The 10,051-nt window shown below is 67.5% G+C and carries 22 protein-coding genes and 1 tRNA gene; 15 read left to right on the forward strand and 8 right to left on the reverse strand.

All coding sequences use genetic code 11. The features are described from left to right. Genes GGR89_RS20860 through GGR89_RS20880 form a run of 5 tightly spaced genes read right to left on the reverse strand, consistent with a single transcriptional unit; the run spans position 1 to position 2,390 of the window. A complete protein-coding gene (locus tag GGR89_RS20860) occupies positions 1-291 on the reverse strand; it encodes a hypothetical protein (protein ID WP_167713131.1) in 291 nt (96 codons plus the stop codon). Further along, positions 284-1,717 carry a DUF7146 domain-containing protein gene (locus tag GGR89_RS20865; RefSeq protein ID WP_167713133.1) on the reverse strand — a complete coding sequence of 478 codons (1,434 nt, stop codon included), beginning with the start codon at positions 1,715-1,717 and terminating at the stop codon, positions 284-286. Before GGR89_RS20865 ends, GGR89_RS20860 begins: the two co-directional genes overlap by 8 nt. After that, entirely contained in the window at positions 1,710-1,871 is a 162-nt protein-coding gene (locus tag GGR89_RS20870; protein WP_167713135.1) for a hypothetical protein, read from the reverse strand. Before GGR89_RS20870 ends, GGR89_RS20865 begins: the two co-directional genes overlap by 8 nt. Then, on the reverse strand, positions 1,871-2,119 hold the full coding sequence (locus GGR89_RS20875; RefSeq protein ID WP_167713136.1) for a hypothetical protein: 249 nt from the start codon (positions 2,117-2,119) through the stop codon (positions 1,871-1,873). Before GGR89_RS20875 ends, GGR89_RS20870 begins: the two co-directional genes overlap by 1 nt. A gap of 1 nt (position 2,120) precedes the next feature. Further along, on the reverse strand, positions 2,121-2,390 hold the full coding sequence (locus GGR89_RS20880) for a helix-turn-helix domain-containing protein (RefSeq protein WP_167713138.1): 270 nt from the start codon (positions 2,388-2,390) through the stop codon (positions 2,121-2,123). On the opposite strand from GGR89_RS20880, the gene GGR89_RS20885 reads away from it, so the two are divergent. The 13 genes from GGR89_RS20885 to GGR89_RS20940 all read left to right on the forward strand — a co-directional run bounded on the left by GGR89_RS20885 (position 2,385) and on the right by GGR89_RS20940 (position 7,423). Next, positions 2,385-2,858 (forward strand): helix-turn-helix domain-containing protein, encoded by a 474-nt coding sequence (locus GGR89_RS20885; protein ID WP_167713141.1) that lies wholly within the window; start codon positions 2,385-2,387, stop codon positions 2,856-2,858. The two genes, GGR89_RS20880 and GGR89_RS20885, sit on opposite strands and share 6 nt — an antisense overlap. A 91-nt stretch (positions 2,859-2,949) precedes the next feature. Beyond that, the gene (locus tag GGR89_RS20890; protein ID WP_167713143.1) at positions 2,950-3,315 is read left to right on the forward strand and encodes a hypothetical protein; all 366 of its coding nucleotides are present in this window, start codon (positions 2,950-2,952) and stop codon (positions 3,313-3,315) included. Beyond that, positions 3,312-3,440, forward strand: coding sequence for a hypothetical protein (locus GGR89_RS22740; protein ID WP_280741005.1), 129 nt, complete (start codon positions 3,312-3,314; stop codon positions 3,438-3,440). Before GGR89_RS20890 ends, GGR89_RS22740 begins: the two co-directional genes overlap by 4 nt. After that, the gene (locus GGR89_RS20895; RefSeq protein ID WP_167713145.1) at positions 3,437-3,751 is read left to right on the forward strand and encodes a hypothetical protein; all 315 of its coding nucleotides are present in this window, start codon (positions 3,437-3,439) and stop codon (positions 3,749-3,751) included. The genes GGR89_RS22740 and GGR89_RS20895 overlap by 4 nt, the downstream gene beginning before the upstream one ends. Then, positions 3,748-3,978 carry a hypothetical protein gene (locus tag GGR89_RS20900; RefSeq protein ID WP_167713147.1) on the forward strand — a complete coding sequence of 77 codons (231 nt, stop codon included), beginning with the start codon at positions 3,748-3,750 and terminating at the stop codon, positions 3,976-3,978. The genes GGR89_RS20895 and GGR89_RS20900 overlap by 4 nt, the downstream gene beginning before the upstream one ends. Then, complete coding sequence (locus GGR89_RS20905) at positions 3,975-4,268, forward strand: hypothetical protein (RefSeq protein WP_167713149.1); 294 nt, start codon at positions 3,975-3,977, stop codon at positions 4,266-4,268. The genes GGR89_RS20900 and GGR89_RS20905 overlap by 4 nt, the downstream gene beginning before the upstream one ends. Further along, positions 4,265-4,420, forward strand: coding sequence for a hypothetical protein (locus tag GGR89_RS20910; protein ID WP_167713150.1), 156 nt, complete (start codon positions 4,265-4,267; stop codon positions 4,418-4,420). The genes GGR89_RS20905 and GGR89_RS20910 overlap by 4 nt, the downstream gene beginning before the upstream one ends. Beyond that, positions 4,417-5,316, forward strand: a complete 900-nt coding sequence (locus GGR89_RS20915) for a hypothetical protein (RefSeq protein WP_167713152.1) — start codon at positions 4,417-4,419, stop codon at positions 5,314-5,316. The genes GGR89_RS20910 and GGR89_RS20915 overlap by 4 nt, the downstream gene beginning before the upstream one ends. Before the next feature lie 110 nt (positions 5,317-5,426). Next, positions 5,427-5,768 (forward strand): hypothetical protein, encoded by a 342-nt coding sequence (locus GGR89_RS20920; protein ID WP_167713155.1) that lies wholly within the window; start codon positions 5,427-5,429, stop codon positions 5,766-5,768. After that, a complete protein-coding gene (locus tag GGR89_RS20925) occupies positions 5,765-6,388 on the forward strand; it encodes a hypothetical protein (protein ID WP_167713157.1) in 624 nt (207 codons plus the stop codon). The genes GGR89_RS20920 and GGR89_RS20925 overlap by 4 nt, the downstream gene beginning before the upstream one ends. Continuing rightward, positions 6,385-6,849, forward strand: a complete 465-nt coding sequence (locus tag GGR89_RS20930; protein WP_167713159.1) for a hypothetical protein — start codon at positions 6,385-6,387, stop codon at positions 6,847-6,849. The genes GGR89_RS20925 and GGR89_RS20930 overlap by 4 nt, the downstream gene beginning before the upstream one ends. Beyond that, positions 6,836-7,015 (forward strand): hypothetical protein, encoded by a 180-nt coding sequence (locus GGR89_RS20935; RefSeq protein ID WP_167713163.1) that lies wholly within the window; start codon positions 6,836-6,838, stop codon positions 7,013-7,015. The genes GGR89_RS20930 and GGR89_RS20935 overlap by 14 nt, the downstream gene beginning before the upstream one ends. Before the next feature lie 171 nt (positions 7,016-7,186). Continuing rightward, entirely contained in the window at positions 7,187-7,423 is a 237-nt protein-coding gene (locus GGR89_RS20940) for a hypothetical protein (RefSeq protein WP_167713165.1), read from the forward strand. Here GGR89_RS20940 and GGR89_RS20945 read toward each other — a convergent pair. Then, positions 7,407-7,679, reverse strand: a complete 273-nt coding sequence (locus tag GGR89_RS20945) for a hypothetical protein (protein ID WP_167713166.1) — start codon at positions 7,677-7,679, stop codon at positions 7,407-7,409. The two genes, GGR89_RS20940 and GGR89_RS20945, sit on opposite strands and share 17 nt — an antisense overlap. A gap of 72 nt (positions 7,680-7,751) precedes the next feature. On the opposite strand from GGR89_RS20945, the gene GGR89_RS20950 reads away from it, so the two are divergent. Continuing rightward, entirely contained in the window at positions 7,752-9,125 is a 1,374-nt protein-coding gene (locus tag GGR89_RS20950; RefSeq protein WP_167713168.1) for a site-specific integrase, read from the forward strand. On the opposite strand, the gene GGR89_RS20955 is transcribed toward GGR89_RS20950, so the two are convergent. Continuing rightward, the gene (locus tag GGR89_RS20955) at positions 9,122-9,325 is read right to left on the reverse strand and encodes a hypothetical protein (RefSeq protein WP_167713170.1); all 204 of its coding nucleotides are present in this window, start codon (positions 9,323-9,325) and stop codon (positions 9,122-9,124) included. The two genes, GGR89_RS20950 and GGR89_RS20955, sit on opposite strands and share 4 nt — an antisense overlap. 60 nt (positions 9,326-9,385) lie before the next feature. Here GGR89_RS20955 and GGR89_RS20960 point away from each other — a divergent pair, with 60 nt between their 5' ends. After that, entirely contained in the window at positions 9,386-9,865 is a 480-nt protein-coding gene (locus GGR89_RS20960; RefSeq protein WP_167713172.1) for a hypothetical protein, read from the forward strand. A gap of 92 nt (positions 9,866-9,957) precedes the next feature. Here GGR89_RS20960 and GGR89_RS20965 read toward each other — a convergent pair. After that, positions 9,958-10,034: transfer RNA gene (locus GGR89_RS20965), tRNA-Met, on the reverse strand. Positions 10,035-10,051: the final 17 nt, after the last annotated feature.

Below are 10,051 nucleotides of genomic sequence, written 5' to 3' on the forward strand. Positions count from 1 at the left end.
TCAGCCCAGCCGAACCGTGGCGCCCGTCTGCGCGGCGATGCGCGCTTCGTATCGCCGCGCCTCTTCTTCCATGGCGGTAGTGATCGCCTCGGCATACTCGAACGCGGTGCAAATCCCCTTGGCCACCAGCAGGTGCGCAAGCGCACTCGTTTCGACCATCGCCGAATTGATGCCGACGCGCAGATGCTTTGGCGAGCCGCATTTACTTCCCGCCGACTGCTCGAACGCAACGCCAGACTGCATCGCGTGGCAAGCTGCTTCGTATCGCTGCCGCTGTTCTTCGTTAAACATTGCCAAGTCCCTTCTGCGCCACGTCGTTGATGTCCTTCGCCCCGCCCGGCGGGTTGACGAACCCCACCCGGCGGCCCGCCTCGCGGTGCTTCGCTACCGCGCCGCGCAGCAGCGTTTCCGCGTCGCTGCCCGGCGGATCGTTGTCGCGCAGCCAGATCAGGCGCCCGCCCTCCGGCTGGCCGAGAATGTCGGGAAGCTGCAGCTGGCCGAAGAACGGCAGCGCCACGGTGGAAATCACCCGGATCGAAGGGTCCGCGCACGCGGCGGTAAGCCCGTTCTCGATGCCCTCGCTCGCGAAAACGTCCTCGCCCGGCTTCAGGCCGTGCAGCGGCTGGCGGTTCGTGCCCTTCCACAGCGGGATATGCCCGCCGGCCGGGCTGGCCAGCACCTTCTTCGGATCGTTGGGCTCGCCCTTCTCGTCATAGCCGAGCTGGTCCGGTCCCGCCTTGCCCCAGCGGCCGCGCGCATCCTGCGCCAGCCAGATCCGGTGCGTGGCGATATGCGCGCCGGCCAGCGACGTGACCATGGCGACCAGCGCCGGGCCCACATAGGGTTCGGGGCCGCCCGGCACCCGCACGCCATATTGCACGGCCGGATGATAGCGCAGCGCGCCAGGCGTGCGCCCGCCGCTCGCCTGGGCCAGCACCGCCAGATCGATGCCGCGATTGCGCAGATATTCGTCGACCGGATCGCCGCGCTCCAGCCGCCGCGCCGATTGCCACCGTGCGACCGCGCTGGCGATGATCGCCTGCCGCTGCCGCGCCGCGTCCTTCTGCCGGCGCTCGGCATTGGCCTGGGCTTCCAGGCGCATGGCGTCGATCCGCGCGCGGTCCACCTCGGGCCCCTCGCCGTCGGCGATGCGCAGGAAGCTCTTGGCCCACTGCACCGCCCGTTTCCGATCGCCGCCGAACAGCGCCTGCTCGATCAGGCACAGCATGTCGCCGCGCGCCTGATCGCCGCCGGCAAAGTCCTTCCACATGCCGCGCTTGGGGCCGCCGCCGACATGGATCGACAGCGACGATCCCGGCTCGCCGCCCAAGCTGCCCAGCACCATTTCATGGCCGGCCTTGCGCGCATTAGGGAACAGCTCGCGCACCACCGCCTCGGCGCGGTCGCGCAGCATGTTTTCGATTTCGCCGACTTCGATCAAATCCCGTCTCCGCCGATCCTCGGCCTTGGCCTGGGCGGCCAGCATCGCGGCCACCATCTTCGCGTTCGCGGCGGGCAGGCCGGCGCGCGTCGTCACTTCCTCGGTCGAGGGGCCTGCATGGAACAGCGACACGGTATCGCGCACCACCGCCAGCGGTGCGCCCAGCTCGCGCACGATCGCCTCGATCGAGCGGCCCCCATCCCACAGGTTCAGGATGCTGCGCTCGCGGGCGCTCAGCCCGTCGCCCGCGGTGCGGTCGAAGGCGGCACTAGCCATCGGCCAGCATCCGGCACGTGTCGCACAGCGCCACCCAGCCATGGCCGGTGACGAAGCGCACCGCGTGGCAAAGGTTGCGGTCGCACCAATAGCAACCGCCCTTCGGCGATCGGCGTGCAAATGGGTCCGTCACCACCAGGGGCCGGGGCTGCATCACTTTTCATGCTCCACGGCTTCCAGCACCGCGTCGATCCGCTGCGCCAGCTCGCCGGGTGTCGGCAGGCGATCGTCGATCGGCGGGGCCGCGCCGCAGCGTGCCGCGATCTCGCGCAGCCGCTGCTTCACCGCCTCCGGCTGCTTCCGCGCGCCGTAGGGCCCGCGCGGCTTGTACTTGCGTCGGGCCGCGCCTTTACGCGCCGCCTCCGATCGCTTGCTGCTGTCCACCCATTTGCCCTTGGTCATGTCAGGCTGCCTTTCCCAACACCGCGGCGCGCGCTTGCCGCGCCACCTCCGCCACCTCGCCCAGGCGCTGGCGCCAGCGGGGCAGCGGATAGAAATCGTTCGGCTGCACCTCCCCGCCGGTCAGCAGGAAATAGCGTTCGAGCACGTCGGGGGCCGGGCGGCGCACGCCCGTCTCGTAGCGGTGCACCGCCGATCGGTCGGCAAGCTCCAGCTCTTCGGCCATCCGCTCCAGCGTCCAGCCCTTGCCTTCTCTCCATTCGCGTGGATGCATCCGGCCTGTCCCATCTTGACGTTGCCAAAATGGCTATACTCCACGTTGCCATTATGGCAATATGCCAATATGGAAACAGCCCGGATCGGCTATTACCGGCTGGTGGCAAACGACGATGAGCCCCCGCACCGGATAGAAGAACTGATGGAGGCCGCCGGCCTCAATCAGGCCGAGCTTGCGCGCCGCGCGAACGTGACCGCTTCGAGCCTCAACAAGGTGATCAAGGGCACGCGCGGCCTGGATCTGGACTGGATGATCCGCCTCGCGCGTGCACTCTCCACCGAGGAAGCGCCGGTCTCCCCGGCCGACCTTCTCCCGCGCAGCGTCAATCCATGGCTGCTCGACGAGGAAGAGCGCGCGCTGATCGATGCCCGCCGCCATGCCGACCAGGCCCAGCGCGAGACGTTCAAGCGCGTCGCCGAAGCCGTTCTTCCCTTCCGCGAGCGCAAGCAGGAAGACGCCGCGTAGCGGACGCATTGCCAAAACGGCAACATATCGCTTGACGACGTTGCCAATTTGGCAATAGAAGGACCGCCGTTCACCGGAACGGAGGTCCACCATGGCTACCCCGATTGCCAGCCAGGACAGGTTCACCTGCGGCCTTGGCTATATCATGCAGCGGCTGGGGCAATCCCACCGCAGCGCCCGCTGGCAGATCGCCTATGTCAACCAGCTGATCGAGAGCGAAGGCTTTCCGCGCCCGCTCCCCTACTTCACCCGCACCGCCACCGGCGGCGGCCGCATGTTCCGCGAGGCGCGGAACGCCAGCCGCTGGCCCACCGGCACCGTCGACCAGTGGTTCGACGGCCACGCCCCCGCCATGCCCGACGCGGCCGCCGAGCGCGAAGCCGTCGAGGAAATGGACGAAGCCGCCAGCCGGATCGGCCAGCGCTTCCGCGTGATCGACGGAGGCATCGCGGCATGAGCTGGCAGCACGCCCCCATCGTGGTGGCGTTGCTCGCCGCCGCACCGACGATCGCTGACAGCTATCGCCGCATCTTCACCGAACTGCGCCGGCGCGACTGGCGCACGGGAGCACCCCGCACATGAGCACCGTGTCTTTTCACGTGCCCGCCTGGGCCAATGGCCCCGCGCTGCGCGATATCGTCTCCGCCCGCCGCGATCAGATCGAGAACCGCGGCTTCACCCGCGAACATGATCTGGCGTTGCACCCGGCCCAGCTGCCCGAGCTGGCGGCCCAGTACATCGCCGAGGCGATGGACGTGCTGCACGGTACGCCGGGCCTGCTGCCGCCCGATCCGCGCGACCATCTCGTCCAGGCCGCCGCGGTGCTCTGGGCCGCGATCGACCGCATCGACGTGGGCGGCCTCACCGAACGCCATCAGGAGCGCGAGGCATGATCACCGCCATCTATCGCCCGCGCACCCGGGACATCCGCGTCATGCGCGACGACGGCTCGCACTTCGATCTGTCGCCCGCCGAGGCAATGCGGCTCAGCAAGGCGCTGCTTGAAGCGATCGACGTGCCCACGCTGGTCGCCTCGCTCACCGCCGAGGCCGAACCGATGACTTCCGGCAACTACAAGCTGGAGATCACGCACCCCGTCGTGCGGGACACCCAGCCATGAGCCGCCTTCCCCGCCCGCTTCGCCACAAGGTGGTGAACCAGCTCGATCGCCTGCTCACCCTGCGCGAGCTGGTCGACAAGGGCGCCCCGCTCACCCGCGTCGAGCGCGAGGAGCTGGAGGCGCTGGAAGACGCGATGAAGGAGCGCGCCCGCTGGATCCCCGAGCAGCTGGACAAGGCCTGCGCCAAGGTCCGCGCGCTCAGCCAGAAGAAATGGCGCGTCACCCAGCAACTGGAGGCTGCCCGCAAGCGCGTCGCCCGCCTCAAGGCCGAACAGGAGCTGCGGCCATGAACCTGGCCATCCTCGTCATTGCATATCTGATCGCCGGGTGCTGCTGCGCCCTGACGCGGCTGGACGATATCGAAGCCGATATGGTCGGCTGCGATCCGCTCTGGCCCGTGCTCAAATGGGTCGCGACATGGCCCGCATGGGTGCGCAAATGACCGAGCGCCGCCTCACCGACGATTTCGCGATGCGCTCGCCGCTCGCGGAGCGCCAGCCCCACCGCGTGCCGCTGGCCGAGATTGTCGCCGAGGTCACGCGCGAGGTGCATCGCCGACGCGAGGCCTATCCGATCATGGTGCAGCGCGGCTCGCTCGACCAGACCGAGGCCCGTCGCCACCAAGCGGTACTGGCGGCGATCCAGGCGGACCTTGCCAGCAGCTTCGATCTTTCGGGAACGCAGCCGCTGGCCAGCGACGACGATCCCGCGCCGATCAGCTGGGGCGCCAAGGTGCGCGAGCTGCGCCGCGAATTGGCGATCCGCCGCGCCGCATATCCCAAATGGGTGGCGAGCGCGACGAACCCTCTCACCGAGGCCGATGCACGCATTCGCCTCGAGGCGTTCGATGCCGCACACTATCTCTACTGGCACCAGCTCCTTGGCTTCGGCGGCCCGGTCAAGTTCGCCGATCGGATCGACGCGGCGCTTGCGGGCGATCGGACGGCGCTGGCCCGCATCCACTTCCTCGCCGAACGCGGCGCCGATCGCGCGCGCGGCCCGGCATGGCGCGATCATGGCGACGAGGCGGACGGCGCTGTCGATCCCGGCGCCGCCTGGGCCGCCGCGGCCGAGCTGGCCAAGGGCGTGGCCCAGGGCACCCACCCGCTGGAGGTATTCGCGGCCGCCCCGCTCGCCCGCATCGCCCGCACGCTGCGCCAGCAACGGGAAGGCTTCCTCGCCCGCAACGTGCCGCCGCTGCTCGCCGCCCAGGTCGAAGCGGACAGCCTGTTGTACGACGTGGAGTGCTGGCTTGGCCTGCTCGCCATCCGCCACGGCGCGATCACCAGAGACGACTTCATCGGCGCGCCTGCCCCGCATTGGGCCGTGGCCGCCTGAAATCCCCCCGGTCGCCTCGGCCGCCCACCCTCGGGTCAAAACATAAGGGCGGCGACCACCCCCCGCGCGGTGCCTTCGAGGCGGGCACCGCGCACCCACCGGAGCCCGTCATGGATGACATGCTTTTCCAGCTGGAGCGCGAAGGCTCGACGATCCGCGTTCTGAATTTCAGCGACCAGCCCAATTGCTCGGTCGGCGTCGTCGTGTCGAACAGCCCCACGATGTTCGGCACCGGCATGGCGCTCACCCCGCGCGAAGCCCTGCAGCTCGCCGAAGCCCTGATCCGCGGCGTGGTGCAGCCCGTGCCCAGCCGCCCCGGCCAGGCGCCGGATGCCGCCCAGTGCCGCGAGCGCGCCCTGTCGTCGCAGTTCAACGAGCTGGTCGACCAGATCGTCGCGCTGGAAGACGAGAACCACCGCCTGCGCACGGCAATGATGGAGCCGCTGTCATGAGCAGCGCCGAGAGCCAGCCAACAGTCGATCGCGGCATCACAGTCGGCAAGTCGTGGCCACGTCCGGCGACGCCATCGCCGCTCGTACCCCGCTGGGAGGGTGAATTTGTCTCGCATGGCGACTGGGTGAATTTCGCAGCGAAGCGCCTGACCGTCGCAACCGACAGCAATGGCCGCGACCTAAGCGCGATTTGCGTGGACGCGATCGGCCGGCGCTGCGCGAATGGCCGCGACTTCGATCGAGCGGAGAAGGAAGGCACCTTCCCGGTCCGGTACTTCTGGGATTGCGAGTTGCCCTCGCAAGATCCGGTTCGGTTTTTGCCGATGGAGAGCTGGGACAAGCGCGACGAGCCCGTTCTTCTGCTGATCGACTATGCGGGTGACGGGCAACATGCGCTCGACGACGCGACGATCGCCATCACCATCGGCCATAACAACGATCACAATGTTGGACCGGAAGAAGCCCAAGGCTGGCGTTTCGCCGGCTGGTGCTGGTCGCACGATCACTATGTCGAGGGCGCCGGCAAGCCGATCGGCTGGCACCCCCTATCAGCCTTCCATGCGCTCGCACGGGCGATGGAAGAGGCGCGCGATCAGCAGGCAGGCGTGGTGCGCATATGACCGCGCCGCTGGAATGGCGCTGCTTCCACTGCGGCGACGTGTTCACCGATCCCCATGCCGCCGCCCAGCACTTCGGCATCGACGAGGGGAAGAACACGGCCTGCAAGATCAAGGGATCGGAACACGGCCTGATCAAGGCGCTGCGCGATGCCGAGGCCGAGGCGGACGAGGCGATCCAGCGGATGCACAGCGAAAGCACCGATGCCGCGAAGGCGTACCATCGCCAGCGCACCAGGCATGTCCAGGCGCTGATCGCCGCCGAGGAAGTCGGGTACGCTCGCGGCATGCGCGATGCCCGCGCCGAGCTGGCGCAGCCATTGCTCAAGGCGCTGGAGAAGATCGCCGAGAAAGACACGGACGGGCTCCACATGCTCACGCCGCAGGCGATGCAGGCCATCGCCCGCAATGCCGTTCATGCGCACACGTCGAATTTCGGGGAGCAGATCAATGTCCAAGCTTGAGCGCGTATCACCGCCGCAGAGCGGCAGCCTGCCACATGATCACTACATCGCCGTCCTGCACAGCATCGCCATTTCGCTCAAGCGGATCGGTGACACCCTGGAGCGACAGGAGAAGGCCAACCGGCGCCGGCCCCGCTCGGCAATCATGAAGGGCGAGGGCAAGTGAGCGAGGCGTGGGATAAGCCTGTGCATGACGCCTTAGACCGAATGAAGCGGGCTCGGGATCGTGGCACCGGATGCCACCTGACCGCCGAGATGATCGCCGCCCTCGCACTCTCGTTTCTCGGGGAGGTGTGGGAGCAGGAAGCGCCCCTCTCCACCCATCAGGAGCAAAGCCATGGCTGATCCCCAAGCTCAGGACATTGCTTCCCGGCTGCAGCCGGCGGCACGCACCGCGATCCGCTTTGCCATCCGACGCGACGGCAAGCTCTACGTCAACACACTCGCGCCGGTGCCCGCCAACCTTATCGCCCATCAGGTATGGGGCCGCGGCGACGAACTGAACGAACTGGGCGAAGCCGTCTACGAAGCAGTGAAGGAGGCAGCCGATGTGCTCGCTAGCGCGGCGCGCTAAGCCGCTCCTGCACCTCCCGCGCAAGGATCGGCAGATAGATCGCCGCCAGCAGCAGGGCCAGCGCGGAAAGGCGGTTCGCCGTCCAGTATCCGTGTCCCCGCGGGAACAGGTCCCAATAGTAGCCGCTCAGCACCGCGCCCAGCACCAGCACCGTATCGATCCCCGCCAGCATCCAGCGCGCCAGCGGTTCGTTTCGGCCTGCAATCCAGTGGAAAAGCGCCAGGATCACCGCCACGAAAACTGTCTCAAATATCACCGCCCGCTCCACATTGCTTGAACACAAGCCCGCGCCTATGCTCGCGCGCCTGCCCGCCATGGAGCTCACACCATGAAGATCGGCAAGGAACGCATCAAGGGCTTCGTCATGAAGCCCCTTGCCTCCGGAACCATGTACTATGGCTGGGAACCCAGCCCGGCCGAACGCAAGGCCGGCTGGAAAAGCATGAAGATCGAGGCCGAGGATCTGGGCCGCGCGATCGAGGCCGCGCGCAAGCGCAATGAGGAAGTCGTCAACTGGCGCGAGGGCGGCGCCAAGCCGGCGGCGGTAAAGCGCTACAATGCCCCCCAGACCTGGGGCGCCGTGCTCGATCGCTACGAGCGCGAGAAGCTCCCCGCCCTCGCCGCCAACAGCCGCCGCGTCGATCAGACCCAGCTCAACCTGTTGCGCGAATGGGCGGGCAAGCACCCGCTCGCCTGGATCACCCGCGCGCGCGTCCGCAAGCTCCGCAACGAGGTATGCCCCCAGGCCGATGCCGTGCCCGGGCTGATCCGCGAAGGCGTCCGCGACATTCCCGGCCACAACCCGGCGTTCAAGCTGCTCAGCAAGGGCCGCGAGGTGTGGAGCTGGTGGAACGATCACCCCGAGAACGGCCGCTCCGTCGCCAATCCGTTTGAGCGCTTCGGCCTGCCCAAGCCGCCGGCCCGCGACCAGCTATGGGACTATGACGCCGAGGTCGCGTTCGTCGCCTCGGCCGGCACGCTGGGCTGGCACTCGATCGGCTTCGCGTTGGAGCTGGCCAATGTCTGGGGCCAGCGCGAGGCGGACATCCTCAATGTCAGGGCAGCCAACTGGCGCGAGGTGACGCTCGCCGAGCTGGACATGCAGCGCGATCTGCATGCCGCGCTGGCCAGCCCCACCGGGCCGGATGCCGGCAAGGCGATGGGCTTCGGCATCGTCCAGCGCAAGACACGCGCCCGCAACGCCGTGCCGATCGCGGGCGAGATGCGCGAGCGCGTCGAGCTGCTGATCGCGGCAGCGCGCAAGCGCGTGCTCGCCTGCAAGGCCGCCGGCCAGGTCGTGCCAATCGGCGCGACGAACCTGATCGTCCGCGACTTCACCGGCGACAAATGGCGCGGCCGCGACATGACCGGCGAGCCCTGGAGCCAGCGCGATTTCATCGAGAAATTCGGCATCATCCGCGCCCATGCGGCCGCCCAGGCACGCGAGCAGGGCAACGAGGATCTGGCCGAGCGGCTGGAGGGCCTGGAGTTCCGCGACGCCCGCCGCACCTGCGTGACACGACTGGCGAACCTGGGCATGTCCGTGCCGACGATCGCGGCCGTCACCGGCCACAGCATCAAGACGGTCGAGCGGATCATCGAAACCTATCTCGTCCGCACCGCGGCGCAGGCCGGCCGAGGCATGGTGGCCTTGCTCGGCGCTGCGCGAGACCGGAAAGAGCGGAAGGAAAGTCAGGCCTAGCTGCCGTGGTTCTCCAGCGGCGGCGGCGCGGTGTAGTCCAGATGGTCGAGCCGCTCCATGATGATGTCGGTAGCCTGATCCAGCGCCCGCAAGCGCATGTCGCCGCCCCGGTTGAGATTGAGCAGCAGCGACTTCGGCAGCGTCTGCAGGGCGCGCTTGACCAGGAAGCGCAATTCGGGATGGTCGACTCGGCGGCGCATAGGTAGAACAATACCGGAACACCCTCGGCTGTCGAGGGTGCGTCACAACAGGAGGTGCGATTGTTTTTCCCAACCATCGGCGGTGAGTGGATCCCGATAAAGGACGTGAAGTCGATCCTCGTTAGCAACGATCCCAGCAAGAACGCTCGGGTAGAAACCGCCGACGAGGTCTACGAGGTGGACGGCCACGCGGCAAAGTTGATGCGTTCTCTCCCCGTCTCTGCGTTCCCCGCAGCGGCGGGAACCTACGTGCTGACAATGGTATCGGAGGGTGACGAGAAGCCGACCGAGGTGTTTCCGGCGATGGTGATCGCATGGGGCTTGGACGCAGAGGGCATTTCGCATCCGATTACGGCGAGCGGAGTGGACGACGGCAACAACGGCTATCACGCCATCCGTATGCCAGACGACACGGTGGTGCAGCCATTGGGGAACGAATGGCCCACGTTCCGCGAGTATCTCGCCAAGATGGAAGTGAAGCTTGTGCAAGCTCCACCGGAGCTGATGGCCAAGTCCGGACAGGCAGCGTTCTTCGCGTAAAAAGTCGGAATTCCGATTTCGGAAAAGTCGGAATGCGCTTGACGCCAGAAACAACAAAAGCCGCTAACCCATTGGGCTAGCGGCTTTTTTGTTGGTTGCGGGGGCAGGATTTGAACCTGCGGCCTTCAGGTTATGAGCCTGACGAGCTACCGGGCTGCTCCACCCCGCGCCAATGCTGGTTGCCTC

It is taken from the genome of Sphingomonas trueperi (genome assembly GCF_011927635.1).
Classification (GTDB): domain Bacteria; phylum Pseudomonadota; class Alphaproteobacteria; order Sphingomonadales; family Sphingomonadaceae; genus Sphingomonas; species Sphingomonas trueperi.

Coding starts and splice junctions, on each gene's coding strand:
- GGR89_RS20860 (WP_167713131.1), bottom strand. CDS start 291: ATGTTTAACGAAGAACAGCGGCAGCGATACGAAGCAGCTTGCCACGCG.
- GGR89_RS20865 (WP_167713133.1), bottom strand. CDS start 1,717: ATGGCTAGTGCCGCCTTCGACCGCACCGCGGGCGACGGGCTGAGCGCC.
- GGR89_RS20870 (WP_167713135.1), bottom strand. CDS start 1,871: ATGCAGCCCCGGCCCCTGGTGGTGACGGACCCATTTGCACGCCGATCG.
- GGR89_RS20875 (WP_167713136.1), bottom strand. CDS start 2,119: ATGACCAAGGGCAAATGGGTGGACAGCAGCAAGCGATCGGAGGCGGCG.
- GGR89_RS20885 (WP_167713141.1), top strand. CDS start 2,385: ATGCATCCGGCCTGTCCCATCTTGACGTTGCCAAAATGGCTATACTCC.
- GGR89_RS20880 (WP_167713138.1), bottom strand. CDS start 2,390: ATGCATCCACGCGAATGGAGAGAAGGCAAGGGCTGGACGCTGGAGCGG.
- GGR89_RS20890 (WP_167713143.1), top strand. CDS start 2,950: ATGGCTACCCCGATTGCCAGCCAGGACAGGTTCACCTGCGGCCTTGGC.
- GGR89_RS22740 (WP_280741005.1), top strand. CDS start 3,312: ATGAGCTGGCAGCACGCCCCCATCGTGGTGGCGTTGCTCGCCGCCGCA.
- GGR89_RS20895 (WP_167713145.1), top strand. CDS start 3,437: ATGAGCACCGTGTCTTTTCACGTGCCCGCCTGGGCCAATGGCCCCGCG.
- GGR89_RS20900 (WP_167713147.1), top strand. CDS start 3,748: ATGATCACCGCCATCTATCGCCCGCGCACCCGGGACATCCGCGTCATG.
- GGR89_RS20905 (WP_167713149.1), top strand. CDS start 3,975: ATGAGCCGCCTTCCCCGCCCGCTTCGCCACAAGGTGGTGAACCAGCTC.
- GGR89_RS20910 (WP_167713150.1), top strand. CDS start 4,265: ATGAACCTGGCCATCCTCGTCATTGCATATCTGATCGCCGGGTGCTGC.
- GGR89_RS20915 (WP_167713152.1), top strand. CDS start 4,417: ATGACCGAGCGCCGCCTCACCGACGATTTCGCGATGCGCTCGCCGCTC.
- GGR89_RS20920 (WP_167713155.1), top strand. CDS start 5,427: ATGGATGACATGCTTTTCCAGCTGGAGCGCGAAGGCTCGACGATCCGC.
- GGR89_RS20925 (WP_167713157.1), top strand. CDS start 5,765: ATGAGCAGCGCCGAGAGCCAGCCAACAGTCGATCGCGGCATCACAGTC.
- GGR89_RS20930 (WP_167713159.1), top strand. CDS start 6,385: ATGACCGCGCCGCTGGAATGGCGCTGCTTCCACTGCGGCGACGTGTTC.
- GGR89_RS20935 (WP_167713163.1), top strand. CDS start 6,836: ATGTCCAAGCTTGAGCGCGTATCACCGCCGCAGAGCGGCAGCCTGCCA.
- GGR89_RS20940 (WP_167713165.1), top strand. CDS start 7,187: ATGGCTGATCCCCAAGCTCAGGACATTGCTTCCCGGCTGCAGCCGGCG.
- GGR89_RS20950 (WP_167713168.1), top strand. CDS start 7,752: ATGAAGATCGGCAAGGAACGCATCAAGGGCTTCGTCATGAAGCCCCTT.
- GGR89_RS20955 (WP_167713170.1), bottom strand. CDS start 9,325: ATGCGCCGCCGAGTCGACCATCCCGAATTGCGCTTCCTGGTCAAGCGC.